The organism is Castellaniella caeni NBRC 101664 (assembly GCF_001592225.1).
Taxonomy (GTDB): Bacteria; Pseudomonadota; Gammaproteobacteria; order Burkholderiales; family Burkholderiaceae_B; genus Castellaniella; species Castellaniella caeni.
The window spans coordinates 54,125-80,224 of the sequence record NZ_BCWN01000016.1; the positions used below are offsets into that span (position 1 = coordinate 54,125).

General features: G+C 67.1%; 22 protein-coding genes and 1 other RNA gene. 3 read left to right on the forward strand and 20 right to left on the reverse strand.

All coding sequences use genetic code 11. The features are described 5' to 3' along the window. Position 1: 1 nt before the first annotated feature. The 13 genes from ftsA to mraZ are packed head-to-tail and all read right to left on the reverse strand — an operon-like array spanning position 2 to position 15,644. Positions 2 to 1,228, reverse strand: coding sequence for a cell division protein FtsA (gene ftsA, locus CCA01S_RS10795; RefSeq protein ID WP_066458208.1), 1,227 nt, complete (start codon positions 1,226 to 1,228; stop codon positions 2 to 4). Continuing rightward, positions 1,225 to 2,028 carry a cell division protein FtsQ/DivIB gene (locus tag CCA01S_RS10800; RefSeq protein ID WP_066458210.1) on the reverse strand — a complete coding sequence of 268 codons (804 nt, stop codon included), beginning with the start codon at positions 2,026 to 2,028 and terminating at the stop codon, positions 1,225 to 1,227. Before CCA01S_RS10800 ends, ftsA begins: the two co-directional genes overlap by 4 nt. Positions 2,029 to 2,043: 15 nt before the next feature. Further along, a complete protein-coding gene (locus CCA01S_RS10805; RefSeq protein WP_066458213.1) occupies positions 2,044 to 2,991 on the reverse strand; it encodes a D-alanine--D-alanine ligase in 948 nt (315 codons plus the stop codon). Beyond that, positions 2,988 to 4,394: a UDP-N-acetylmuramate--L-alanine ligase gene (gene murC, locus CCA01S_RS10810; protein ID WP_066458214.1), complete on the reverse strand. Its 1,407-nt coding sequence runs from the start codon at positions 4,392 to 4,394 to the stop codon at positions 2,988 to 2,990. The genes CCA01S_RS10805 and murC overlap by 4 nt, the downstream gene beginning before the upstream one ends. Then, the gene (gene murG / locus CCA01S_RS10815) at positions 4,391 to 5,464 is read right to left on the reverse strand and encodes an undecaprenyldiphospho-muramoylpentapeptide beta-N-acetylglucosaminyltransferase (protein ID WP_066458215.1); all 1,074 of its coding nucleotides are present in this window, start codon (positions 5,462 to 5,464) and stop codon (positions 4,391 to 4,393) included. The genes murC and murG overlap by 4 nt, the downstream gene beginning before the upstream one ends. Continuing rightward, complete coding sequence (gene ftsW, locus CCA01S_RS10820) at positions 5,461 to 6,654, reverse strand: putative lipid II flippase FtsW (protein WP_066458218.1); 1,194 nt, start codon at positions 6,652 to 6,654, stop codon at positions 5,461 to 5,463. The genes murG and ftsW overlap by 4 nt, the downstream gene beginning before the upstream one ends. Further along, a complete protein-coding gene (murD, locus tag CCA01S_RS10825) occupies positions 6,651 to 8,180 on the reverse strand; it encodes a UDP-N-acetylmuramoyl-L-alanine--D-glutamate ligase (RefSeq protein WP_066458221.1) in 1,530 nt (509 codons plus the stop codon). The genes ftsW and murD overlap by 4 nt, the downstream gene beginning before the upstream one ends. Next, positions 8,177 to 9,349, reverse strand: a complete 1,173-nt coding sequence (gene mraY, locus CCA01S_RS10830; RefSeq protein ID WP_066458271.1) for a phospho-N-acetylmuramoyl-pentapeptide-transferase — start codon at positions 9,347 to 9,349, stop codon at positions 8,177 to 8,179. The genes murD and mraY overlap by 4 nt, the downstream gene beginning before the upstream one ends. Next, a complete protein-coding gene (murF, locus tag CCA01S_RS10835) occupies positions 9,339 to 12,125 on the reverse strand; it encodes a bifunctional UDP-N-acetylmuramoyl-L-alanyl-D-glutamate--2,6-diaminopimelate ligase MurE/UDP-N-acetylmuramoyl-tripeptide--D-alanyl-D-alanine ligase MurF (protein WP_066458223.1) in 2,787 nt (928 codons plus the stop codon). Before murF ends, mraY begins: the two co-directional genes overlap by 11 nt. Further along, positions 12,122 to 13,858 carry a peptidoglycan D,D-transpeptidase FtsI family protein gene (locus CCA01S_RS10840; protein WP_066458225.1) on the reverse strand — a complete coding sequence of 579 codons (1,737 nt, stop codon included), beginning with the start codon at positions 13,856 to 13,858 and terminating at the stop codon, positions 12,122 to 12,124. Before CCA01S_RS10840 ends, murF begins: the two co-directional genes overlap by 4 nt. Next, on the reverse strand, positions 13,855 to 14,154 hold the full coding sequence (gene ftsL / locus CCA01S_RS10845) for a cell division protein FtsL (protein ID WP_066458227.1): 300 nt from the start codon (positions 14,152 to 14,154) through the stop codon (positions 13,855 to 13,857). Before ftsL ends, CCA01S_RS10840 begins: the two co-directional genes overlap by 4 nt. Then, positions 14,151 to 15,206, reverse strand: a complete 1,056-nt coding sequence (gene rsmH, locus CCA01S_RS10850; RefSeq protein ID WP_066458230.1) for a 16S rRNA (cytosine(1402)-N(4))-methyltransferase RsmH — start codon at positions 15,204 to 15,206, stop codon at positions 14,151 to 14,153. Before rsmH ends, ftsL begins: the two co-directional genes overlap by 4 nt. Before the next feature lie 9 nt (positions 15,207 to 15,215). Then, positions 15,216 to 15,644, reverse strand: coding sequence for a division/cell wall cluster transcriptional repressor MraZ (mraZ, locus tag CCA01S_RS10855; RefSeq protein ID WP_066458232.1), 429 nt, complete (start codon positions 15,642 to 15,644; stop codon positions 15,216 to 15,218). 392 nt (positions 15,645 to 16,036) lie between these two features. Here mraZ and CCA01S_RS10860 point away from each other — a divergent pair, with 392 nt between their 5' ends. After that, positions 16,037 to 17,386: an ABC transporter substrate-binding protein gene (locus tag CCA01S_RS10860; RefSeq protein ID WP_066458235.1), complete on the forward strand. Its 1,350-nt coding sequence runs from the start codon at positions 16,037 to 16,039 to the stop codon at positions 17,384 to 17,386. A gap of 262 nt (positions 17,387 to 17,648) precedes the next feature. On the opposite strand, the gene CCA01S_RS10865 is transcribed toward CCA01S_RS10860, so the two are convergent. The 5 genes from CCA01S_RS10865 to rnpB all read right to left on the reverse strand — a co-directional run bounded on the left by CCA01S_RS10865 (position 17,649) and on the right by rnpB (position 22,041). Then, complete coding sequence (locus CCA01S_RS10865) at positions 17,649 to 18,845, reverse strand: branched-chain amino acid ABC transporter permease (RefSeq protein WP_198149981.1); 1,197 nt, start codon at positions 18,843 to 18,845, stop codon at positions 17,649 to 17,651. A 73-nt stretch (positions 18,846 to 18,918) separates the two neighbouring features. Beyond that, entirely contained in the window at positions 18,919 to 19,989 is a 1,071-nt protein-coding gene (locus CCA01S_RS10870; protein WP_066458239.1) for a branched-chain amino acid ABC transporter permease, read from the reverse strand. 4 nt (positions 19,990 to 19,993) lie between these two features. Then, on the reverse strand, positions 19,994 to 20,701 hold the full coding sequence (locus CCA01S_RS10875; RefSeq protein ID WP_066458242.1) for an ABC transporter ATP-binding protein: 708 nt from the start codon (positions 20,699 to 20,701) through the stop codon (positions 19,994 to 19,996). Next, positions 20,682 to 21,509, reverse strand: coding sequence for an ABC transporter ATP-binding protein (locus tag CCA01S_RS10880; RefSeq protein ID WP_198149983.1), 828 nt, complete (start codon positions 21,507 to 21,509; stop codon positions 20,682 to 20,684). Before CCA01S_RS10880 ends, CCA01S_RS10875 begins: the two co-directional genes overlap by 20 nt. A gap of 135 nt (positions 21,510 to 21,644) precedes the next feature. Next, positions 21,645 to 22,041, reverse strand: an RNA gene (rnpB, locus tag CCA01S_RS10885) — RNase P RNA component class A. Between the two features lie 63 nt (positions 22,042 to 22,104). Between rnpB and CCA01S_RS10890 the strand changes: the two genes are divergently transcribed. Then, positions 22,105 to 23,952 carry an ABC-F family ATP-binding cassette domain-containing protein gene (locus CCA01S_RS10890; protein ID WP_066458250.1) on the forward strand — a complete coding sequence of 616 codons (1,848 nt, stop codon included), beginning with the start codon at positions 22,105 to 22,107 and terminating at the stop codon, positions 23,950 to 23,952. A gap of 55 nt (positions 23,953 to 24,007) precedes the next feature. On the opposite strand, the gene pyrC is transcribed toward CCA01S_RS10890, so the two are convergent. Further along, positions 24,008 to 25,054: a dihydroorotase gene (pyrC, locus tag CCA01S_RS10895; RefSeq protein WP_066458275.1), complete on the reverse strand. Its 1,047-nt coding sequence runs from the start codon at positions 25,052 to 25,054 to the stop codon at positions 24,008 to 24,010. Positions 25,055 to 25,253: 199 nt separating this feature from the next. Here pyrC and CCA01S_RS10900 point away from each other — a divergent pair, with 199 nt between their 5' ends. Next, entirely contained in the window at positions 25,254 to 25,526 is a 273-nt protein-coding gene (locus tag CCA01S_RS10900; RefSeq protein WP_066458254.1) for an SWIB/MDM2 domain-containing protein, read from the forward strand. A gap of 74 nt (positions 25,527 to 25,600) precedes the next feature. On the opposite strand, the gene CCA01S_RS10905 is transcribed toward CCA01S_RS10900, so the two are convergent. Next, complete coding sequence (locus tag CCA01S_RS10905) at positions 25,601 to 25,969, reverse strand: DUF4870 family protein (RefSeq protein WP_066458257.1); 369 nt, start codon at positions 25,967 to 25,969, stop codon at positions 25,601 to 25,603. Positions 25,970 to 26,100 lie beyond the last annotated feature (131 nt).

Below are 26,100 nucleotides of genomic sequence, written 5' to 3' on the forward strand. Positions count from 1 at the left end.
ATCAATTCATGAACCACTCCTTCATGCGCGTCAGAACGGACTTGACGGTGCCCTTCTGCTGCGCAACCTTGCGACCGCGGGCACGCTGCGTGCGCGCCTCGGTCAACAAACCCATGACTGTGGCAAAGCGCGGATTGCGCATGACATCAGCCAGACTGCCGTCGTAGACGGGCACGGCCACGCGCACCGGCTTGAGAAACACGTCCTCGGCCAGCTCGACCATGCCCGGCATGAGCGCGGTGCCCCCGGTGAGCACCACGCCGGACGACAGCAATTCTTCATACCCGGATTCGCGCACCACCTGCTGCACGAATCCGAACAACTCTTCCATGCGCGGCTCGATCACCGCGCCCAGGGCCTGGCGCTTGACGCTGCGGTTGGGCCGGTCGCCCAGGCCCGGCACTTCGATCACTTCCTCGGCGTCCACCAGCACCTGCTTGGCCACGCCGTAGCGCAGTTTGATTTCCTCGGCATCCGGCGTGGGCGTGCGCAACATGGCGGCGATATCGCTCGTGACCTGGTCGCCCGCGATGGGAATGACCGAGGTGTGGCGGATGGCCCCGCCGGTGTAGATGGCGATGTCGGTCGTGCCACCGCCGATGTCCACCAGCACCACGCCCAGCTCTTTTTCGTCCGCCGTCAGGCAGGCCAGACTGGAGGCGAGCGGCTGCAGGATGAGATCCTGCACTTCCAGACCGCAGCGGCGCACGCACTTGACGATGTTCTGCGCCGCGCTGATCGCGCCGGTGACGATGTGCACGCGCACTTCCAGGCGCATGCCGCTCATGCCGATCGGCTCGCGGATGTCTTCCTGGGCATCGACGATGAACTCCTGCGTGAGCACGTGCAACACTTTCTGGTCGGTGGGAATGTTCACCGCCTTGGCCGTCTCGATCACGCGCTCGACGTCGGTGGCCGTCACTTCCTTGTCCTTGACCGCCACCATGCCGCTGGAATTGAAGCTGGTGATGTGACTGCCGGCGATGCCGGTGTAGACCTCGCGGATCTTGCAGTCGGCCATCAGTTCGGCTTCTTCAAGCGCGCGCTGGATGGAGTTGACGGTCGATTCGATGTTGACGACCACGCCCTTGCGCATGCCTTCGGACTCATGCTGGCCCAGGCCGATGACCTCGAAGCCGCCATCGGGCAATATCTCGGCCACAACGGCCACCACCTTGCTGGTGCCGATATCGAGTGCAACGATCAGATCTTTGATGTCACGGGTCATGGTTTGGAGGGTCGGGAAGTCGCAGTGGTTTCAGGGGCCAGCGTGATGGCGAATCCGTTGGGATAGCGCAAGTCGGCACTGGCAATCAGTCGGCCGCCCAGGCGCCGGGACAAATCCGGCCAAGCCTGAACGAAGCGTTGGATGCGGGCGGCAAAGGGCAGCGCCCCAGGGCGCCCGTGGGGGTCGGTGGCGTCGGCCGCCGGGTCGCGGCCCAGCGTCAGGTGCACGCCATCGGACAGGGACACCTCCCAGGCGTAGCGCGGCGAAAGCGTCGCCTCGCGCACGCTCAGGCCCAGCGGCGCGAACCAGCGGGCGATCTCGGCATAGCGCTGCACCACCAGCCGCTCGGAGCTGGCCGGGCCGTTGAGCTGCGGCAAATGCAGATCGTCGGGCAGTTCGCCCGGGTTGGCGGTGAACGCCTCGCCCCAGGTATTGATCATCTGGTTCTCGTTCCACAGCGCCAGCGGCTGCTGCTCTTCGATCTTCACCAGCAGGGTCGCGGGCCACACGCGGCGGATGGCGGCGTGGCGCACCCAGGGGGCTGTCTCGATGCGGTGGCGTACCTGGTCGAGGTTGAGCAGGAAGAAATTGCCATGCACCTGCCCGGCCAGCGCCGTCTGCAGGTTCAGCGGCGTGACGTATTGCAGGCTGCTGCCCGCCATGGGTTCGATCTCGATGCGGCTGATGGCGAAATACGGCCGCCGGATCACCCAGCTCACGAGCGCCGCCACCATGGCCAACACCGCCAGCAAAGCCAGCAGGTTGGCAATCAGGTTGGTGAGGCGGGCATCGGCAAACACGTCGGTCTCTCTATCTCAATGGGCCAGGGGCGCGCGCACTTTACACCGGGCGGTGGCCAGAATGGCGACACACAGCTCGGCATAGCTCATGCCGTTGGCCTTGGCGCCCATGGGCACCAGCGAATGGCCGGTCATACCGGGCGACGTGTTCATCTCCAGCAGCCAGGGGCGGTTTTGCGCATCGAGCATGACGTCGGCGCGGCCCCAGCCCTCGCAGCCGAGGATGCGGTACGCCTGCACGCACAGCGCCTGCACCTGCCGCGCCAGGCTGTCGGGCAGCTGGGCGGGGCAGATGTACTGCGTCTCGTCGGAAACGTACTTGTGTTCGTAGTCGTAGTTGCCCTGGGGCGCGATGATCTCGATGACGGGCAAGGCACGCGCGTCGTCCCCTGTGCCCAGGATCGGCACCGTCAGCTCGCGCCCGCGGATGAACTGTTCCGCCAGGGCGCAATCGTCGTGCTGGCAGGCCAGAGCCAGCGCCTGCGGCAGCTGGGCCGCGGACTCGACCCGCGTCAGGCCCAGGGTCGAGCCTTCGTGGGCGGGCTTGACGATGAGCGGCAAGCCCAGGTCGTCCGCCAGGCCATCCAGAGGCGACTGGCTGTTCAGCATGGCAAAGCGCGGCGTGGGCAGGCCATGCTGCAGCCACAGGTGCTTGGTGGCAATCTTGTCCATGGCCAGCCCCGAGGCCAGCGGGCCGCTGCCGGTGTAGGGGATGCGCAGCAGTTCAAGCGCCCCCTGCACCGTGCCGTCCTCGCCAAAGCGCCCGTGCAGGGCGATGAAGACGCGCTCGAAATCCGCCGCCGCCAGCTCGGCCAGCGACTGGCGCCCCGTGTCGAACAGATGCGCATCCACGCCCGCTTCACGCAGGGCGGCGCATACCCCGGCGCCGGACATGAGCGACACCTCGCGCTCGGCGGAGACCCCGCCGTAGAGCACGCCGACGCGGCCAAAAGATGTGGTCATAGCGGGCTCCCCAGTTGCGCAGGCACCCGGCTGATGGAGCCCGCGCCCATGATCATCACGACGTCGCCATCCCGGGCAAAGTCCTGGATGGCGCCCGCCATGTCGGCGACGTTCTCGATGAACACCGGCTCGACCTTGCCCGCCACGCGCAGGCCCCGGGCCAGGGCACGGCCATCGGCGGCAATCAGCGGCGCCTCACCGGCGGCGTAGACCTCGGTGAGCAGCACTGCGTCGGCCGAACCCAGCACGCGCACGAAATCCTCGAAGCAGTCGCGCGTGCGCGTGTAGCGGTGCGGCTGGAAGGCCAGCACGATGCGACGATCCGGCCAGGCGCCGCGGGCGGCGGCCAGGGTGGCGGCCATTTCCGCCGGGTGGTGGCCGTAGTCGTCCACCACCGCGTACGTGCCCCCGCCATTGCGCTCGGCGACCGGAAAGGAGCCCACCTGCGTGAAGCGGCGCCCCACCCCACGAAACTGGGCCAGGGCCTCGACGATGGCCTCGTCGGCCACGCCCAGCTCGGTGGCCACGGCGATGGTGGCCAGGGCGTTGAGCACGTTGTGGCGCCCCGGCAGGTTCAGCCGTACGGCCAACGGCGCCAGCGCCCCGTGCGCCCCCTGGCGCTCGACCACGAACGCCATGGTGGTGCCCTCGGCGCGCAGGTCGCGGGCGCGCACCAGGGCGGGCGAATCGATGCCGTAGGTGGTGATGGGCCGCGATACGAAGGGGATGATCTCGCGCACGTTCGGGTCGTCCATGCACAGCACGGCGCTGCCGTAGAAGGGCAGGCGCTGAGTGAACTCGACGAAGGCGCTCTTGAGCCGCGCCACGTCATGGCCATAGGTGTCCATGTGGTCGAGATCGATGTTGGTGATGATGGCCATCACCGGCAGCAGGTTCAGAAACGAGGCATCCGACTCGTCGGCTTCGACCACGATGTACTCGCCCTGCCCCAGGCGCGCGTTGGCGTCGGCGGCATTGAGCCGCCCGCCGATGACGAAGGTGGGATCCAGGCCGCCCGCCGCCAGCACGCTGGCCACGAGGCTGGTGGTGGTGGTCTTGCCATGCGTGCCGGCCACGGCGATGCCGCGCTTCAGGCGCATGAGCTCGGCCAGCATCAGGGCGCGCGGCACCACCGGGATGTGGGCGGCGCGCGCGGCCAGCACCTCGGGATTGTCGCCGTGAATGGCGGTGGAGGTGACGATGGCGCCGGCCCCCTGGATGTGCTCGGCGGCGTGGCCGATGAAGACGTGCGCGCCCAGCGCGGCCAGCCGACGCGTGACCGCCGTTTCCTGGACGTCCGAGCCGCTGATCGAATAGCCGAGGTTGAGCAGCACCTCGGCGATGCCGCTCATCCCGGCGCCGCCGATGCCGACGAAGTGTATGTTGCGAATGCGATGCTTCATGCCGATTCCTCTTTGCTGTGGACGCAGGCTTCGGCGATGAGCTGCGCAGCGTTCAGACTTGAATGTTCGTGGGCGTGGGCCGCCACCTGGGCCAGTTCGGCTCGCGTGCGCGCCGCCAGCCACTGCGCCAGCCCGGCGGCGTCGAGTGTGGCCTGAGGCATCATCCAGCCGCCCCCGCACTCCGACAGATAGCGGGCGTTGGCGGTCTGGTGGTCGTCGATGGCGCCGGGCAGCGGGATGAACAGCGCGGCCACGCCGACCGCGGCCACCTCGGCCACCGTCATGGCGCCCGCCCGGCAGACCACGAGATCGGCGTCGGCCAGGGCCTGCGCCATGTCGTCGATGAAGGCCGACACCTGGGCACGCAGGCCCAGGCGGGCATAGTGTGCCCGCACCTTGTCGGCATGGCGCTCACCCGCCTGATGGTGCACATCGATGCGCGCCTCGGCGGGCAGGCGGGCCAGCGCCTCGGGCACCAGATCATTGATGCTGGCCGCCCCCTGGCTGCCGCCCAGCACCAGCAGACGCAGCGGCCCCTGGCGTCCGGCGTAGCGCTGCGCGGCGGGCGTCACCGCCGTCAGGGCGGCGCGCACCGGATTGCCCACCATCAGTGCCCCCGGCAGCGTCCCTGGAAAGCCGGTGAGCGCGCGGCGGGCAAAGCGCGCCAGCAGGCGGTTGGCCGTGCCCGCCACGGCATTCTGCTCGTGGATGACCATGGGGATACCGCTCAGACGGGCCATGAGCCCGCCGGGCACGGCGGCATAACCGCCCATGCCCAGGACGACGTCGGGCCGCCGCGCGCGCAGCAGGCGGCGCACCTGCAGGCAGGCGGCGCCCAGCGTGAACGGCAGCTTGAGCAAGGCCGACAGGCCCTTGCCGCGCACGCCGCCGAAACGCAGCGGCAGCAGCTCGATGCCGCGGGCCGGCACCAGGCGGCCTTCCATGCGCTCTGGGTTGCCCAGCCACAGCACCTGCCAGCCTTGGCCGCGCAGGACTTCAGCCACTGCCAGGCCGGGCATGATGTGCCCGCCCGTGCCGCCCGCCATGATGAGGATCACAGGCTGTGTCATCGCCGTTTCCCCCGCATCATGCAGCGCGTCTCGTAGTCCACGCGCAACAGCAAGGCGATCGCCATCAGATTGAGCACGATCCCCGACCCCCCGTAGCTGACCAGCGGCAGCGTGAGCCCCTTGGTGGGCAGCAGGCCCACGCAGACCCCCACGTTGATGAAGGCCTGCACGCCCATCCACAGCGCCACGCCCTGGGCCACCAGGCCGTCGAAAACGCGTTCGAGCACCATGGCCTGACGCGCGATCTCGAAGCCGCGCAGCACCAGGAAGGCGAAGACGGCGATCAAGCACAGCACGCCCACGAAGCCCAGCTCTTCGCCGATCACGGCGACGATGAAGTCGGTGTGCGCCTCGGGCAGGTAGTGCAGTTTCTCGATGCTCGAGCCCAGTCCCACACCGAACCATTCGCCGCGCCCCAGGGCGATGAGGGAGTGCGAGAGCTGGTAGGCGCTGCCGTAGGCATTGTCCGGATTCCAGGGGTCGAGATAGACGAAAAGCCGCTCGCGGCGCCAGGGCGACAGCCAGATGAGCAGCAGAAAGGCCGACATCACGATGCCCAGCAGGGTGGAGAACAGCTTCAGATTGATGCCGCCAATGAAGAGAATGCCCACGGCAATGGCGCCGATGACGATGGACGCGCCCAGGTCGGGCTCCATCAGCAGCAGCAGGCCCGAGGCGCCCAGGGCCAGGGCCATCGGCATGAAGCCGCGCCAGAAGCCTTGCAGGTGTGCGCGCTTGCGTACGACGTAGTCGGCGGCGTACAGGATGACGGCCAGCTTCATGAGCTCGGACGGCTGGAAGTTGATCGGCCCCAGCGGCAGCCAGCGGCGCGCGCCGTTGACCTCGCGGCCGATGCCCGGCACCAGCACCACCAGCAGCAGGAACAGCGAGACGATGAACAGCGGCAGGGCAAGCTTTCCCCAGACGCGCATCGGCATGCTCGCCGCGCACAGCGCCGCCAGCAGGCCGATGAGGATGAAGACCGCATGGCGTCCGACGAAGTAGAAGCGGCCATAGCTTTCATAGCGCGGGCCGTCGGCCAGCGCGATCGAGGCCGAATACACCATCAGCAGGCCGAACAGCACCAGCGCCGTCACCGCCACGATGAGGCCGACGTCCACGCTGGGCATGGTCGTGCGCCCGGGGCGTACGGCGTTCAGGCTGGCGCTGAGTTCACCGAGCATGCTCATGCGACCTCCCCCTGATCCGCCGCCAACTCGCGCACCGCCTCGACGAAGCAGGCGCTGCGGTGGGCGTAGTTGCGAAACATGTCCATGCTGGCGCAGGCGGGCGACAGCAGCACGGCATCGCCCGCCTGCGCCAAGGCGAACCCCCGGCGCACGGCGTCTTCCAGCGTCGGGCACGCCTCGAGCGGCACATCGCAGGCCGACAGGGCCTGGCCAATGCGCGGGCCGTCCTGGCCGATGAGCAGCACGGCGCGCGCATGGGCGCGCACCGCGGGTGCCAGCGGCGAAAAATCCTGGCCTTTGCCCAGGCCGCCCGCGATCAGCACGACGCGGCGCCCCAGGCCCTGCAGGGCCGCCAGCGTGGCGCCCACGTTGGTGCCCTTGCTGTCATCGATGAAATCAACCTCGGCGACCGTGCGCACCAGTTCGGTGCGGTGGGCCTCGCCGCGATACGTACGCAAGGCGTGCAGCATCCGCGCCCAGTCCAGGCCGATGGCCGCACCCAGGGCCAGGGCCGCCAGGGCGTTCAGGGCGTTGTGCTGCCCGCGGATCAGCAGCGCCTCGGCGGGCATCAGGGCCTGCGCCGGCGCCGCCGGGCACGTAGCCACGTGCCCGGCTTGCGCGGCCTTGCGGCGCGACCCGCCGACGGGCGGCGCCGTCTCTGCCTCGGGTGCCCAGGCCAGCCAGGACAGGCCGTTTTGCACGAGCAGTCCCAGGTCGCCGGCCAAAACAGGCGCGTCCTGGCCAAAGCTGCGCACGCGCACGTCCGCCACGTCATCGACCATGGCGCGCACCCAGGCGTCGTCGCGGTTAATGACCTGTACCCGCGTCATCCCCAGCAGCCGCGCCTTGGCGGCGGCATACGCCTGCATCGAACCATGCCAGTCCAGGTGATCCTGCGTCAGGTTGAGCACCACGGCGGCATCGGCCTGCAGCGAACGGGTGGTTTCCAGCTGGAAGCTGGAGAGTTCCAGCACCCAGACCTCGGGCAGATCGTCTTGTTCGAGGGCCTCGCGCAGGCTGAGCAGGGCCGCCGGGCTGATGTTGCCCGCCGCGCGCACACGCCGCCCGCAGCCCTGTGCCAGATGGCGCACGAGCGACGTGACGGTGGTCTTGCCGTTGGTGCCCGTGACGGCCACCACGGCAGGCGCATAGCCCTGCGCGCGCAGATCGGCCAGGGCGCGCGCAAAAAGCTCGATCTCGCCGATGACATCGATGCCGCGCGCGCGCGCCGCCGCCAGCAGGGCGGCCACCGGCGCCTCGTGGGGGTTGAGCCCGGGGCTGAGCACCAGCGTGTGTACACCTTCCAGGGCCGCGGCTTGCAGCGCATCCGGCCCCAGGTGCAGCTCGGCCTCGACGCCCTGCGCCTGCAAGGTGGCCAGCCCGCCCGGCTGCGTCCGGGTGTCGAGCACACGCAGGCGCGCGCCTCGGGCCGCGCACCAGCAAGCGGCGGCCACGCCGGTCTCGCCCAGCCCCATGATCAGGGTCAGGCCGTCCTGGCGCAGCGAGGGGAAGGTCGTCGTATTCATCGCAGTTTCAGACTCGACAGGCCGATCAGCACCAGCATCATGGTGATGATCCAGAAGCGCACCACGACCTGGGTTTCTTTCCAGCCACTGACCTCGAAATGATGATGCAAGGGTGCCATGCGGAAAATCCGCCGCCCCTCGCCGTAACGTTTCTTGGTGTATTTGAACCAGCTCACCTGCAACATCACCGACAGGGTCTCGACGACGAATACCCCGCCCATGATGAAGAGCACGATTTCCTGGCGCACGATGACGGCAATGGCGCCCAGCGCACCGCCCAGGGCCAGCGCCCCCACGTCGCCCATGAACACCTGGGCCGGATACGTGTTGAACCACAGAAAAGCCAGACCGGCCCCGGCGATGGCCGCGCACAGCACCATCAGCTCGGAGGCGCCGGGAATGTACGGAAACAGCAGATACTTCGAGTAATCGACGCGCCCCACCACGTAGGCGAAGATCCCCAGTGCGGAGCCGATCATCACCGTGGGCATGATGGCCAGGCCATCGAGCCCATCGGTGAGATTGACGGCATTGCTGGTGCCGACGATGACCAGCCACGTCAGGGTGAAAAAGCCCAGCACCCCCAGCGGATAGCTGACGGTCTTGAAAAACGGCACGATCAGGTCGGCGCGCGCGGGCAGCGGCTGGGTGAAGCCGCTGAAGACCCAGTCGCGGAACAGCGGCCATAGTTCGGTATTGGCGGGCACCGAGACGGCAAAACTGAGATAGATGGCGGCCACGGCGCCGATCAGGGCCTGCCAGAAGAATTTCTGCCGGGCGGGCATGCCTTCGGGGTCGTGATGCACCACCTTGCGATAGTCGTCGGCCCAGCCGATCCAGCCAAAGCCGAACGTGACTAGCAGCACGACCCAGACGAAGCGGTTCGTCCAGTCGGCCCACAGCAGCGTGCTGATGCCGATGGCGATCAGGATGAGCGCCCCGCCCATGGTGGGCGTGCCGTTCTTGGCCAGGTGGGTTTGCGGGCCATAGCTGCGCACGGCCTGGCCGATCTTCAGCTCGGTCAGGCGACGGATCAGCCAAGGCCCGGCCAGCAGCCCGATGGCCAGTGCCGTGGCGCTGGCCAGCAGCGCACGGAAGGTGATGTACTCCACCACGCCAAAGGCGCGGAAGTGATGGTCTGCCAGCCAGCGCGCCAGTTCAAGCAGCATGATCATCCTCTCCGCAGGCGCCATTGGCATGCAGGGCGTCCACCACGCGCTCCATGCGCATGCTGCGCGAACCCTTGACCAGGATGTGGCCCGGACGCGCGGCCAGCAGCACGGGCAGCAAGGCGTCGAGCGTCTCGAAGGCCTGGGCCGAGGCTCCGAAGGCGCGCGCGGCCTGCGCCGACGCCGCCCCCAGGCTCAGCAGCAAATCGATGCCGCATTGGCGCGCGTAGGCTCCGACCTCGGCGTGCATGGCCGGGCCCTGGTCGCCTACCTCGCCCATGTCGCCCAGCACCAGAATCCGCCGCCCGTCCAGTCCGGCCAGCACGTCGATGGCGGCCCGGACGGAATCCGGGTTGGCGTTGTAGGTGTCGTTGATGAGCTGGAAGCCGTCGGGCAGGGTCTCGGGCTGCATGCGGCCGCCCACGGGCCGGAAGGCTTCCAGTCCGCGGACGATGACGCCCAGCGAGGCCCCCGCCGCCCAGGCGCTGGCGGCGGCGGCCAGGGCGTTGCGCAGGTTGTGGCGCCCGGGGGCATGCAGGGTGAGCGTCTGCGCGTCGCGCCCCAGATGCAGGCGAAATTCGGTCTGACCCGATCCCGCGCGAATCTGCGCGGCGTGCACGTCCGCCGTCTCGGCAAAGCCAAAGCGGCGCACGGCCCGGCTGCCCGCCAGCGTCTGCCACAGGCCGGTGTAGGGTTCGTCCGCCGGAAATACCGCCACGCCATCGCCGGGCAGCGCCTGCAGGATGGCGCCGTTCTCGTGGGCCACGGCTTCGACCGAATTCATGAATTCCTGGTGCTCGCGTTGCGCGTTGTTCACCAGCGCCACGGTGGGCTGCGCGATGGCGGCCAGCACCGGGATTTCGCCCGGATGGTTCATGCCCAGTTCGAGCACGGCGGCCCGATGGGCGCGCCCCAAGCGCAGGACGGTCAACGGCAGGCCGATGTCGTTGTTGAAGTTGCCGCGCGTGGCCAGGCGCGCATCCTCGCCCCACCAGGCGGCCAGGATGGCGCTGATCATCTCTTTCGTGGTGGTCTTGCCATTGCTGCCGGTGACGGCGATCACCGGCACATCGAACAGCCGACGCCAGACGGTGGCCGCGTGAATCAGGGCGGCGTGGGTGTCGCCCAGCACGATCTGCGGCAGTGCGCAGGGCAGCACCGGATGCGCCACGATCGCGGCGCGCGCGCCAGCCTGGGCGGCGGCATCGAGATAATCGTGACCGTCGAAGCGTTCGCCGCGCAGGGCCAGGAACAAGGCCCCCGGCGGCAGCTTGCGGCTGTCCGTGGACAGCACCGGCGCCTGCCGCCAGCTCAGGGCGAAACGGGCCCATTCGCGGTCGTCGAAGGGGCTGCGCACATGCTGCACTTCCTGGTAGGTTTCATGCCCCTTGCCCGCCAGCAGCACCACGTCGCGCTCGTCCGCGCGCCAAATGGCGTCCAGGATCGCGGCGGCGCGGTCGGCTTCGACCCGCGGGCGCGTCGGCATGCCCGCCACGATGGCGTCGATGATGGCCTGCGGCGCCTCGGTGCGGGGATTGTCCGTGGTGACGATGGCCTCGTCGGCCAGCCGCGCGGCGACGGCCCCCATCAGGGGCCGCTTGCCGACATCGCGGTCGCCGCCGCAGCCAAAGACGCACGTCAGGCGCCCGCCGCGCTCCTGTGCCACCGGGCGCAGGGCGGTGAGCACGCGTTCGAGCGCATCCGGGGTATGGGCGTAATCCACCACCACCAGCGGCAACGGGCGCGCGGCACCCTCGCCCTTGACCGCCGACACCACCTGCAGACGCCCCGGCACCGGGCGCAGCACGGCCAGGGCGCGGGCGATGCGGCTGAGCCCCCAGCCCAGCTCGCGCAAGACGCCGGCCACCAGCAGCAGGTTGGAAATATTGTGCTCACCCACCAGGTGCGTGAAGATCTGCGCGCTGCCGCTGGGCGTGACCAGCTTGAACACCAGGCCATCGGCGCCATGCTGCACGTCCTCGGCGCGAAACGCCACGGCGGTGTCGCCGCGCAGGCTGTAGCCCAGACGGTGCCCCGAGGGGGCCGTACCCGCCAGCAGCTCGGCGCCCGCGGCATCGTCGGCGTTGATGACGGCGCTGCGCAGCCCGGGGCGGGCGAACAGGGCGAACTTGGCCTGCTTGTAGCGTTCAAGTGTGCCGTGATAGTCGAGATGGTCGCGCGTCAGGTTGGTGAACCCGGCCACCTGGATGTGCACGCCGTCCAGACGCCCTTGCTCGATACCGATCGACGAGGCCTCGATGGCCGCCGCCAGGCCGCCGGCCCGCACGATGGCCGCCAGGCTGCGGTGCAGGGTGAGCACGTCGGGCGTCGTCAGCACGCCGCCCAGGTTGCGGCCATCGGCCAGCTTGACGCCCAGCGTGCCCACGGTGCCGCAGGGGGTGCCCTCGGCATTCAGGGCATCGGCCACCCATTGGGTGGTCGAGGTCTTGCCATTGGTGCCCGTCACGGCAATCACGGCCAGGGCGTCCGACGGACGGCCATACCAGAGGTGGGCGATGTCGCCCAGCAGGGTCGCCAGCCGCGCCACCGGCAGCACGGGCACCGGGCTCGTGGCCTGCGCCGCGCCGTCGGCCTCGCACACGATGGCGGCAGCCCCAGCGGCCACCGCGGCCTGCATGTAGCTGCGCCCATCAGTGGCGATACCGGGGCAGGCAAAAAAGACGTCGCCGGGCTGAATCTGGCGGGAATCCAGGCACAAGTCCGCCTGGCGCGCTACCCGCTCATCCAGCCAGGCGAGAATATCGATCGTGTTCATTGTGTGCGTCCCCCCTGCTCCGCCACCGCCACCATGGAATCCACCGGGGCATCGGGCCGCACGCCCAGACGGCGCAGGGTGCTTGAAACAATATCGGAAAAGACGGGCGCGGCCACGCGGCCGCCATAATACCCCCCCGCGCTGGGCTCATCGATGGAGACGGCCACCACGATGCGCGGATCGGACACCGGCGCCAGCCCGACGAACGAGCCCCGGTACTTGGTCTTGCTGTATTGCCCATTGACGATCTTGCGCGCCGTGCCGCTCTTGCCCGCCACGCGGTAGCCCTGCACCTGGGCCAGCTTGGCGCCATCGGGCCCGGCGGCGGCTTCGAGCATGCCACGCATCAGCAGGGCCACCTTGGGCGAATACACCTGCACGCTGGTGGGCTGGCCCTCGCGGCGCAGCAGGGACAACGACACCATGTCGCCGTTGCGCGCAAACGCCGTATAGGCGTGCGCCACTTGAATCAGGGAGACCGACAGGCCATAGCCGTACGCCATGGTGGCCCGCTCGATCGGGCGCCAGCGCTGCCAGGGGCGCAGACGGCCCGCCGTCATGCCGGGGAAATGCGCCTGCGGCACCCGCCCGAAGCCCAGCTCGGAAAACTTGGTCCACATCGACTGCGACGACATGAGCTCGGAAATCATGGTCATGCCCACGTTGCTGGAATGCTGGATGATGCCGCCCACATCGAGCACGCCATAGTGGCCCACGTCGGAAATCAGCGCGCCCTGGTAGCGGTAGCGGCCATTGCCAGTATCGAAGCGGGTGCTGGTGGTGACCTTGCCCTCGTCCAGCGCCAGCGCCGCCGTGAAGGGTTTCATGATGGAGCCGGGCTCGAAGGTATCGGTCATCACGCGGTTGCGCAAGGCCGGGCCGGTGCGCTGTGCCATATCGTTGGGATCGTACGAAGGCAGATTGACCATGGCGAGAATCTCGCCGCTGCGCGAATCGAGCACGATGGCCGCCGCCCCCTTGGCCTGGTGCTCCTCCATGGCCGCCTTGAGGGCGGCATAGGTGTCGAACTGGATGCCCGCGTCGATGGACAGCCGCAGGTTCTGCCCATCCACGGGCGGAACGACCGCCTGCACGTCCTCGACGATGCGCCCGAGCCGGTCGCGGATCACCCGCCGGGAGCCCGGCTGCCCGGACAGGCTGTCGTTGAAGCCCAGCTCGATGCCTTCGATGCCGCGATCCTCGATGTTGGTAAAGCCCACGATGTGCGCCATCACCTCGCCCTCGGGGTAATAGCGGCGCGATTCAGGCAGCTGTTGCACGCCAGGGATTTTCAGCTGGCGGATTTTCTCGGCCACGTCCATGGCGACCTGGCGCTGCAGGTAGACGAAATTCTTGTCTTCGTTCTGCGTGCGCTGACGGATGTCGGCGGCCTTCATGCCCAGCAGCTGCGCCAGGGCGCTGACCTGCTCGTCGCTGGCCTTGTGGAAATCTTCCGGCACCACCCAGATCGCCCGGGCCGCCATGCTGGACGCGAGCACGACCGAGCCGCTGCGATCGAAAATCTTGCCGCGCGAGGCGGGCAGCACCAGCGTACGCTCGTAGCGGCGCTCGCCCTGGCGCTGGAGGAACTCGTTGGAAAGAATCTGCAGACTGAGGGCCTTGGCCGCCAGGGCGACAAAACCCAGCATCAGCACGATGATGACCAGCCGCGCGCGCCAAAAGGCGGGGCGGCCGGACAGGACGGGGCTTTCATGAAAACCGAAACGCTTCATGGCTGCCCCCCCTGCCCGGCGGGCGGCTGCGGGGCCGCCTGCTGCAGATAGACCGTGCGTCCCGGCGTCACGGGCACCAGGTGCAGCTCGGTGCGGGCCAGCGAGTCGATGCGCGCATTGCGGGCCAGCTCGGCGCGTTCGACCTGCAGGCGTCGCCACTCGGAATCCAGCTCGTGGGCCTGTGACTTCAGGTGCTCGGATTTGACGAACAGCTCGCGCGTCTGGAAGCGCACCGTCACCAGCGAGATGGCCGACGCCATCAGCAGCAGCACGAGGAAGAAAGCGGCGCGGATCATCGCCGTCCCCGTCGGGCCGGGCGCCGGGCGGCCTGCGCCTGGCCCGGCAGGGACACGAGCGCCGCAGCCTGCTCCAGGGACAGCGGCTCGGCCGTGCGCCGCGCCACCCGCAGCACCGCGGAGCGTGAGCGCACGTTCTCACCCACCTCGGCGGCATCGGCCTGTACGCGCCCGAGCAGCGTCACCCAGGGTTGCGGCATGTCCTTCTCGGGGATGGGCAAGCGCGCCTGCGCCTGCCCGGGCCGGGCCGCCGCCGCCAGGCACTGCTTGACCATGCGGTCTTCCAGCGAGTGGAAGCTGATGACGGCCAGGCGCCCGCCGGCCCGCAGGCGCGTCAGGGCTGCCGGGAGGGCATGCGCAAGCTGCGCGAGTTCCGCGTTGATGTGAATCCGAATAGCCTGGAAGGTCCGGGTCGCTGGGTGCTGACCTTTTTCGCGCGTGCGGACGACACCGGCGACGAGCTGGGCAAGTTGGGCCGTGGTGCACAAAGCCCCGGATTGGCGATACGCAACAATCGCCTTTGCAATCTGGAAAGCAAACCGTTCTTCGCCATAATGCGCGATGACCTCCTTAATTTGTTCCTGGTCGGCTTCGGCCAGCCACTGGGCCGCCGTCTGTCCCCGACTGGTGTCCATGCGCATGTCCAGAGGGCCATCGCGCATGAACGAAAATCCGCGCGCCGCATCGTCGATCTGGGGGGAAGACACCCCCAGGTCGAGCAGCACGCCATCCACAGCCGGGATCTGCAAGTGATCCAGCTGTTCCGCCAACGTGGCAAAACCGTCGTGCACGATCTCGACGCGGGCATCGGTCTGGCGCAGGGCCTGGGCGACGGCAATGGCTTCCGGGTCTTTGTCAAAGACCAGCAGCCGCGCCCGCGGTGCCAGCCGCTGCAGCAGCAGGCGGCTGTGACCGCCGCGGCCAAAGGTGCCGTCCACATAGACCCCGTCCAGGGGAGGCGCATCGCCAGACGCCGCACCACGGCCGAACCCGGGGCTCAACAATGCGTCGATGGCCGGTTCCAGCAGAACGGTACGGTGGGAATACGCCATGGAGAGGGCTCAGAAAGAAAACTGCGCCAGAATGGCAGGATCGACCTTGTTGGCATCGTCGAGGCTGCGAGCCTCCCACTGTGCACGGTCCCAAAGTTCAAAATTCGACCCCAAGCCCAACAGCATGACGTCACGCATCAGACCAGCGGCCTGGCGCAGCTCGGGGGCCACCAGGATGCGGCCCGCACCATCCATGTCCACGTCCTGGGCGCTGCCCAGCAGCAGCCGCTGCAGGCCGCGGGCGGTCGCCGGCAGCGCGGCAATCTGCTCGCGCTTGACCTCCCAGGTGGAACGTGGATACAGCATCAGACAACCATCCAGATGACGTGTCAGTGTCAGGCGCCCCTGTTCGTCGGCCAGCAGCACGTCGCGATACCGGGCCGGGATGGACATCCGGCCCTTGGCATCCAGCGTCAGTGCACTGCTTCCCTGAAACATGCGGGGTTTCCTCCCACTTCGTGACACAAAAATCTACTTTGTCCCACTCTACGGGATGAAATCAGGCCGGTCAAGGAGAAAATCGAAATTTAGTCAATCACAACAAGCACTTACAATCCATTCCAAACATCTTGTCGATCCACAATATGCTGAAAAATCAACACATTGCCAACGAAACTAAAAGTCCTTTATCAGGATAGGGGCTTAAACCACCCGGCCTGAAGGCGCAGCACCCCGCACCAATCACCGATTGACACCCCTTGAAGCAGCCGATGTAATGAACCGATGCCCCCACGAGGGCATCCGCAGCGGCGCCCAGGCGGGCGCCAGACTCGAAAGTATCCGAGCCTTTTCCGGTCTGCCTTGCGTCAGCCACCCAAAAGGAGTCCTCCATGTCGGATCATCCATCCCCCGCACAATCCCGCCGCCAGTTCCTGCTCACCGCCAGTGCCGCGGGCGGTTCTCTGATACTGAGCAGCAGCCTGCCCTTCGCCCGGGCCCTGGCCGCGAGCACGCCGCCCGCCATCAACCTGGGGCAGATCGCCACGCTCACCGGCTCGGCCGCCGAATTCGGCCCCTACTACCGCGACGCCGTGCAGCTGGCCGTCAACCAGATCAACAAGGCCGCCACCGAGGTCTTCGGCGGCCCCATCATCGCCAAGCACGTCACGGTCGATACGGCCACCCTGCCCACCGTGGGCGTACAGGCGGCCCGCCAGATGGTCGATACGCAGCACGTCCCCGTCATCATCGGCGGCTGGTCCAGCGGCGTCACCGTCGCCGTGGCCACGTCGGTGTCGATTCCGGCCGGCATCCTGCAGATATCCAACGGCGCCACCTCGCCACTCATCACCGTCCTGCCCGCCGACGCCAAGGCCGACCTGCTTTTTCGCACCACGGCCTCCGACGCGCTGCAAGGCATCGTGGCGGCCCAGCTCGTCAACGGCGAAATCTACCCCAACTACAAGTTCAAGCGGGTCGCCACCCTCTACATCAACAACCCCTATGGCCAGGGCCTGTCCAATTCATTCACCAAGGCCTTCGAGCACCGCGGCGGCAAGGTGCTGGCCCAGGTGCCGCATCCCGAAGAAGTGCAGCCCACGTACAAGTCCGAGCTTGCCCAGGCGCTCAAAGACAAGCCCGACCTGCTGCTGTGCGTCAGCTATCCGGCCCATACGTCGGCCTTCCTGAAAGAATCGCGCGACATCTTCAACTACACCAGCTGGCAATTCGTCGATGGTAATGCCTCGGTGGACATCATCAAGGACGTCGGCGCCCAATACCTGGACGGCAAGTACGGCACGGCGCCGGGCGAAGACACGTCCACACCGGCCTACAAAAGCTTTTCGCAGCAGTTCAAGACCGATTTCAAATACGATTCTTTCCCGCCTTTTACGGCCTCGGCCTACGACGCGGCATTGCTGGCGGGGCTGGCCACGGCCCGCGTCATCGCGGCAGGGCAAACCGACGCGTCAAAGATCACGGGGGCGATGCTGCGCGACCAGTTGCGCAAGATTTCAGCCAGCACCCAGCAGACGCTCGACGGCGGCGACCAGACGCGCATCACGGAGATGCTGAAGGCCATCAAGGGGGGCACCGATTTCCACTACAACGGGGCCTCGGGGCCCTGTATCTTCGATCAGTTCGGGGACGTGATCACGCCGGTGAATATCTGGAAGTTCGACGGCAACAAGATCGACACGGTGGAATTGCGGGCGGCATCGACGATTCCAAAAGAGTGAATCCGCTTTTTGCGCTGCTTCGCGGTTCGTCAGGCGGATAGATGGCTCGGATGGAAGGACTGTGTGGTTCCTGTCCTGGAATCCGAGCCATCTAGTCGCCGAGCTGTTGCTTCTGATTGTTTTCGTAAGTGTCGATGCCGTTGGCTTCCGAGCCGCACCGGCGTGCCAATTGCGCCTGGGTTCCAGGACAGGAACCACACAGTCCTTCCACCCAGGCGCAATCGTCCCGCCTCGTCTGGGTTCGGGGCTTTGGCTCTTTTGCCTACTGCTCATCAATAAACCGGGACACCCGCTTTTCCTCGGGCAAAATCCCCTGCGGGCGAAACAGCACGATGCCGGCCAGCAGCAGGCCCACGAAAACCCAGCGCAGAAACGCCATGCGGGAGGCCAGCTCGGGGGCCACGTTCGCCAGGGCACTTTGCAGCGCATCCGTCACATAGCCCGTGCCGCTCCAGACGGCCCAGACCACGAACGCCCCCAGAATCGCCCCGCGATTGTTGCCGCTGCCCCCCAGCATCAGCATCACCCAGACCAGGAACGTGGCAAACAAAGGCTTGAAGTGACTGTAGTCAATCGTCACCATGTAGGGTGCGTACAGCCCTCCGGCCACCCCGATCACCACCGCCCCCAGCACGAACGACTGCACCCGCAGCGACTTCACCGGCTTGCCGTTCATGGCCGCCGAGGCTTCTTCGTCGCGCACGGCGCGCAGAGCGCGCCCCCAAGGCGAGCGCACGACGGCCTCGAGCAGCGCGTAGACGACGGCCAGCACCAGGGTGGCGATGAGCAGGTACAGATAGCCGTAGTCGCGCGGCTGCAAGGCGGACAGCCAGTGCGCCAGCCCGGACGGCAGCCAGCCGCAGGCGGGCTGCTCGAACACACAGGACAGGGGCTGGGGAATGCCGCTGAGCGGCTGCGGGCCGTTGGCCAGCCAGCGTTCGTTCTGGAAGATCAGGCGGATGATCTCAGCGATGCCCAGGGTGGCGATGGCGAGAAAGTCGGTGCGCAGGTGCAAGATGGGCTGCGCGACGAGGTAGCCGACGATGCCGGCCACGACGCCGGCGGCCCCCAGCCCCACCAGAAAGGGGGCCTGCAGGCCAAACCACTGCTGGGCATAGGCGGCCAGCAGGCCCGAGGGCGGCGCGGTGACGAACAGCGCCATGGTGAAGGCGCCGACGGCGAAGAAACCCGCCACGCCAAAGTCGAGGTGACCGTTGTAGCCCCACTGGGCATTGAGCCCAAGCGACAGGACGGCGTAGATGACGGCCATGATGGAGAAGGACACCAGATAATCCATGATGCCCGGCAGCCAGACGCCCACGGCCAGGGTCAGCGCAACGCCCAGGGCCAGGCCCGCCGGCAGCCGTCGGCGCCAGGGCCAGGACGAGCACACCAGCCAGCCCAGCAAAATGGCGGGGATCAGCAGAAAGCAGGCTTTCAAAAGATGAGAAGACGTCATGTCGAATACCTCATCGAGTTCTGGACGAATCGAGCTGGGCGCAGTGTCGTGGCACCTCGGGCGCCGACACACGTCAACGCTGGACGAAAATGCCTTGGGGGCGCATCAGCAAGGTGAGCACCATCAGGGCAAACGCGACGGCGGGCCCGTAAGCGGGGCTCATGAAGGCCGAGGTGAGTTGAATCGCGATACCGATGATGATGGCGCCCACCAGCGCGCCCCACGGGTTGCCGATGCCGCCCATGATGACGGCGGCAAACATGGGCAGCAGCAGGGTGAAACCCATGTCGGGGCGCAGCTGCGAGGCCAGGCCATACATGACGCCGCCCGCCGCCGCCATGGCCGAGCCGATGGCCCACGTCCAGGCGATGACGCGCTCGGTGTCGATACCGCGAATCTGAGCCAGATCGGGGTTGTCGGCGGTGGCCCGCATGGCCTTGCCGATGCGGGTGCGCGTCAGCAGCCAGTAGAGAAACGCCACCAGCGCCAGCGCCAGGGCAAAGACGAACAGCTGATCCGCCTGCAGACGCAGGCCCAGGGGCAGGTGCAAGGCGGGATTGGCGCGCCCGACATAGTAGAAGTGGAAGTCGGAACCCCAGAAGATATAGATGAGCCCGCGTAGAAAGAACGCCATCCCCAGCGAAGCCATGGCCAGCAGCACCAAGGGCGACTGGCGCCGCCGCAAGGGGCGATACAGACAGCGGTCGAGCCCGATGGACACCAGGGCCGTGACGCACAGCGCCGCCAGCAGGCCGACCAGCAGATCCCAGCCGAAGGAAAAGCGCCAGATCGGCAGCGAATTGGGCACGGCGAGCACGATTGAATACGCAGCATAGGCCCCCAGCGTGACGAGCTCGCCGTGCGCGAAGTTGGGGAATTTCAGCACGCCATAGCACAAGGTGAGCCCGATACCGCCCAGGGCGATGATACCGCCCAGCATCACCCCCCAGACAGTCAGCGACAACATCTGCTGCGCCGCCGTCCCTGACTGCCAGCCCGCCAGCCACATGGCGACCAACACCCCGAGCAGCACCAGCCCCACGAAGCCGCGGCTGCGCATGCCCGCCTCGTCGCGCGCCTCGACGGTTTCCGGCCCGACGGCTTCGGGATCCTTGGCAGCAGCTGCGCGTGCGGCGTCCGTCATGCTTTTACCCTCCGAGATAGAGCCGCCCGACGTTCGGGTCGTCGAGCAGCTCACGACCCGTGCCCTCGTGACGGTTTTCACCGTTGGCCAGCACGTAGCCGCGATGCGCCATGCCAAGCGACTGGCGGGCATTTTGCTCGACCATCAGCACGGCAATGCCGCTTTGGTTGATGTGCGCGATGCGTTCGAAGATTTCGTCCACCAGCTTGGGCGACAGCGCCGCCGTGGGCTCGTCAAGCAGCAGGAGCCGCGGATTGAGCATGAGGGCGCTGCCCATGGCCACCATCTGGCGCTCGCCGCCCGACATCTTGCCGGCCAGCTGGCGGCGGCGCTGGCGCAGCTTGGGAAACAGGCCATACACCCGCTCTTTGCCCTGCGACAGATCGGCCTTGCCCAGCGTGAAGGCCCCCATTTCGAGGTTTTCCTCGACCGTCAGCGTGGTGAACACATTGGCCACTTGTGGCACGTAGCACATGCCGTGGCGCACGATCTGGTGCGGCGGCAGCCGCGAGATGTCGCGCCCATCGAAGGTGATGGCCCCCTGGCGCGGGTGCAGCAGGCCGAAGATGGTCTTCATCAGGGTGGACTTGCCCGCCCCGTTGGGCCCGATGATGGAGACGACCTCGTCGGCCTCGACCACGAGGGACAGGCCGCGCAGAATCTCGGTGTCGCCATAGCCCGCCGTGACGGCCTCAACCTGCAGCAGCGGCATACTGGCCTCCCAGGTAGGCCTCGAGCACCGCAGGGTCGTTGCGTACGGCCTCGGGGTGCCCCTCGGCCAGCTTGCGCCCCTCGCTCATCACGATGACCGGGTCGCACAGGCTCATGACCATGTTCATGTCGTGCTCGATCAGCAGAAACGTGATGCCGCGCTCGCGTACCAGAGCCTGGATGTTCTCGATGATGCTGCGCAGCAGCGTGCGGTTGACCCCGGCGGCGGGCTCGTCGAGCAGGATGATCCGCGGTTCGGCCATCAGCATGCGCCCCATTTCGAGCAGCTTTTTCTGCCCACCCGACAGATTGGCCGCATACTCGTTTTGCACGTGGCCGAGCTGCAGGTAATCGAGCACCTCGCGCGCCTTGCGCAGGTGGCGGGCTTCTTCGGCACGCACCTGGCCGGGCCGCAGCAGCACGTTCCACCAGCGCTCGCCGCTTTGCCCGGACGGCACCAGCATCAGGTTCTCGAGCACGCTCATGGTGCCATGCTCGCGGGGAATCTGGAAGGTGCGGCACAGCCCGCGGGCGAAGATTTGATCGGGGCGCAGATGGCCGATGTCCTGGCCATCGAGCACGATGCGCCCGGCATCGGGTGGGATGAAACCGGTGATGAGGTTGAACACCGTGGTCTTGCCCGCGCCGTTGGGGCCAATGAGCCCCGTGATCGTGCCACGCTCGACCTGAAACGAGCAGTGCTCGACGGCCCGCAGGCCGCCAAAACGCTTGCTGAGGTCGCGGATTTCGAGCAGGCCATGGGCGGTGCCACTGGCCTGGGACGGAGAAAGAACTGCCGCATCTGCCACCGAAACCTCCTGGAACCACCCGGACGCGGCTCGTTGGGCGCACCTGCCGCACACGGGCAGGCGGTCGGTTAGGATGTTTTTCAGCGTATCACAGCTGCCTGGCGCATCGTATGCGCACAATTCCCTAGGCGGAAAAAGCGAAACAGATCTATAGGCCGGATTTTGTACGCCGGGAAGCCCGGCGGGCAATCATTCCTCTGCGCAGCCTGTTGCCAGGCTGCTGTAGCCATCTACCCGCATGCTCGGACGGGCCGCCCTGCGGCACAAGGCCAGCGCATGCCTATTTGATGTTGCTCCCGATAGAGGTTGCCGCGTTTCACCCTGCCATGCCCCACCAGGCAAGCCTGGGGAAAGTACGGAGTGGCCGTACCTGTGTGCGCCGAAGCGCACCCGCATGGCAGACTCGTCTCTGTGGCCCTGTTCCTCGGCTTGCCCCGAAGGGGTTGCCGGACGGCCGTTAGCCGCTATCGTGCCCGATGGAGTCCGGACCTTCCTCGATGCCCGAAGACACCGCGATTGCCCGATCTGCCTCGCGCCCGCATTGTACGGCATCCGTGGGACAGCCAGGCCCACAAACTGCGACAATAGGGCCACTATGTCAGACACCTTACTTGCCCTGAGCCAGGCCCAGCTCGCCTACGGCCATCACCCCCTGCTCGACCACGCCGACCTGGCCCTGCTCCAGGGCGAGCGCATCGGCCTCATCGGCCGCAACGGGGCCGGAAAATCCTCGCTGCTGCGCGTGCTCGACGGACGCACCCAGCTCGACGACGGGGAAATCCGCCGCCAAAGCGGCCTGCGGGTCGCCACCGTCGAACAAGAACCCAGCTTGCCCGAAGACCAGACCGTGCTCGAAGTCCTCAGCGGCGACTGGCTGGCCGCCGAAGACTGGGCTCGTTCGGCCCGCGCCTCCGCCCTCATCGACGCGCTCGGGCTTGCGCCCGACGCCCTGATCCAGGGCCTGTCGGGCGGCACACGCAAACGCGTCGCCCTGGCCCGCGCCCTGGTCGCGGAACCCGACCTCCTATTACTCGACGAGCCCACCAACCACCTCGACTTCAACGGCATCGCCTGGCTGGAAGAACAGTTGCGCAAAACCCGCATCGCGGTCATCGTCATCACGCACGACCGGCGCTTTCTCGACGCCGTGGCCACCCGCATCATCGAACTCGACCGGGGCAAGTTGCTCAGCTTTCCCGGCAATTTTTCCGCCTGGCAGGCCCGCAAGGCGCAGTGGCTCGAAGCCGAGCAGCAGGCCAACGCGCGTTTCGACAAACTGCTGTCACAAGAAGAAGTCTGGATCCGCAAAGGCATCGAAGCCCGCCGCACGCGCAACGAAGGCCGCGTGCGCCGCCTCGAAGCCCTGCGCCGCGAACGCGCCGCACGCCGTGAACAGCAGGGGCAAGTCCGCTTCGCCCTCGGCGACGGCCAGCGCTCGGGCAAGCGGGTGGCCGAACTGGAACACGTCACCCACGGCTTTGGCGAGCGCGTGCTCATCCGCGACCTCAGCACGCTCATCCAGCGGGGCGACCGCATCGGCCTGATCGGCCCCAATGGCGCGGGCAAGACCACCCTGCTGCGCATCCTGCTGGGCGAAATCAAGCCGCAGCAGGGCACCGTGCGCCTGGGCACCAATCTGTCGATCGGCTACTTCGACCAGATGCGCGACCACCTCGACGAATCGGCCACCCTGGCGGACACCATCAGCCCGGGCAGCGAATGGGTCGAAATCGGCGGGCAGCGCAAGCACGTCATGAGCTACCTCGAAGATTTTCTCTTCCCGGCGGCGCGCGCCCATTCGCCGGTCTCAAGCCTGTCGGGCGGCGAACGGGCGCGTCTGGCCCTGGCGCGCATGTTCGCCCAGGCACACAACGTCATGGTGCTCGACGAGCCCACCAACGACCTCGACATCGACACGCTCGAGCTGCTGGAAAACCTGCTGCAAGACTACCAGGGCACCGTGCTGCTGGTCAGCCACGACCGCAGCTTCCTCGACAACGTGGTCACACAGACCATCGCCGCCGAAGCCGACGGCCACTGGCAAGAATACGTGGGCGGCTACGAAGACTGGGAACAGCAGCGCCCGCCAGCCGCACCGGTCGCGGCCGCCGAGCCCGCCCGGCGTGGCGCCCCCGAAGACAAGCCGACCGAACCCGCGCCGTCGGCGGCGGCAAGCCCCGTGACAGCCCCGCAGGCCGCCGACAAACCACGGAAGAACCGTCTCGCCCCCTGGGAGGCCGACGAGCTGGCCGGCCTGCCCGACCGCATTGCCGCCCTGGAAAACCAGCAGGCCGAACTGGCAGTCGCCTTGTCCAGCCCCGACCTGTACCGCGACGGCCCGGCGCAAGCCGAGCGCATCCAGGCCTCCATCGACGCGGTCAATACCCAGCTCGATGCGCTGTTCGAGCGCTGGGCGCAGCTGGAAGAAAAGAAAGGGGTCTAGTGTGCTGTTCGGCTAACACCCGTACCTGAGTTTGAACGGATAGCCGAACAGCGCACTAGGCCGTGGGTGTCTCTGCGAGACGCCACGGCAGCGATTCGCCCGCTGCGAGCGGCACGACTTCGGCATCGGCCAGAGGGAGCGCGGCGGGGACGTGCTCGGCCACCCGCTCCAGCGTGAGCGTGCCCGTATTGGCAGGCAGCCCGTAGAAAGCCGGGCCATTGAGACTGGCAAAGGCCTCCAGGCGATCCAGGCGTCCCACCGACTCGAACGCGGTGGCGTACAGGGCCATCGCATGGCGCGCGGTATAGCAGCCCGCGCAGCCGCAATCCTGTTCTTTGGCGCCACGGGGATGGGGCGCACTGTCCGTGCCCAGAAAAAAGCGAGGGCTGTCGCTGGTGGCCGCCGCAAGCAGGGCCAGGCGATGACGTTCGCGCTTGAGTACCGGCAGGCAGTACCAATGGGGCCGCAACCCCCCCTTGAACAGGGCATTGCGGTTGTAGAGCAGGTGGTGCGCCGTGATGGTGGCGGCGATCGGCCCATCCGCCTCGCGCACGTAGGCCACGCCCTGCTCTGTGGTCAAGTGCTCGAAGACCACCTTCAGGGCGGGAAACGCGGCGCGCAGCGGCTGCATGACGCGCTCGATGAAGACGGCTTCGCGGTCGAACAGGTCTACGTCCGGATCGGTGACTTCGCCATGCATGAGCAGCGGCAGGCCGCAATCCTGCATGACCGCCAGCGTCGCCCGGCAGTTGCCCAGCAGATCGGTTACCCCGGAATCGGAATTGGTCGTGGCCCCAGCGGGGTACAGTTTCACCCCGTGCACCACGCCCGAGGCCTGCGCACGACGGATTTCGTCCGCCGGGGTCTTGTCGGTGAGATACAGGGTCATGAGGGGGGTAAAGGCCCCCTCGGGCACTCCGGATGCGGCCAGGGCAGCCAGAATGCGGTCGCGATAGGCCAGCGCATCGGCCGTAGACGTCACCGGTGGCTTCAGGTTGGGCATGATGATGGCCCGCGCGAACTGGCGCGCCGAATCGCCCACGACGCTGCGCAGCACGACGCCGTCGCGCAGGTGCAAATGCCAGTCGTCGGGACGCGTCAGCGTGAGGCGAGCGGGCGCTGTGGCGGCCGTCTCGGCGGGCTGGGAAAGCGGCGCGGGGGTGCGCGGATGTTTGCTGGAACCAGAGGTCGGTGTCACGTTGTAAAGTCCTGAGATTTTTTCACTACTTCGCTTTGTCTTTAGAGGAAACACGCGTTAAGCTTCGGGGGCTATTCATTCAACCAAGTAGGAGCCTGTATTCATGGCAACCACCGAGAAGTCCGGACGCAAGCCCAATGCGGCCTTCATGAAGCCGCTGACGCCGAGCGCCACGCTGGCAGCAATCATCGGCAAAGAAGCCGTGCCCCGCACCGAGGTGACCAAGCGCGTCTGGGAGTACATCAAGAAGCACGACCTGCAAGACCCCGCAAACCGCCGCAACATCAACGCCGACGCCAAGCTGCGCCCCTTGTTTGGCAAAGACCAGGTTTCGATGTTCGAACTGACCAAGCTGGTCAGCCAGCACCTGAAATAAGCCTGATCGGGTAAAAAAGGCCTCTTGCGAGGCCTTTTTTGTACCTGGGCTTCCGCGGGCCGGGCGGTCGGGTCTTAGAGGCCGGGCAAAGGCGTTTCGCCCGCGAAATGCGCCAGCCAGCCCTTGGCCAAGCGGTAGATGATCCAGACGACGGCCACCAGCCCGGTGGCAAAACCAATGAAAATAACAGTGGCGGCGGCGCTCAGCACCAGCCACAACAGCCCCCACCAGAACGTGCGGATGATCCAGTCGACGTGGCCCGCGTAGACGGTGCCGACCATGTCGCCCCGCTTGAGGTAAGCCAGCACGACGGCGGCAATGGCCGCGGCGCCGAAAAAACCGGCGGACAGGATACCCACGGCAAACAGACCGTACATGAGATGCACGAGCTGGCGTTGCGTCAGGCCTTTTTCCGTGTCGGGGGTATTTTCTTCTTGAATCATGAAGCCTCCTGCGGGGCGCACCAGTGCGCTGCTTGATCGCTTCATTCTAACCGAGGCGTGCGTGGCGCGCTGCCTCTGGCCTGCGCCCTTGGCGGGTCTGGGCGCACAAAAAGACAAAGCCCCTGAAGCGG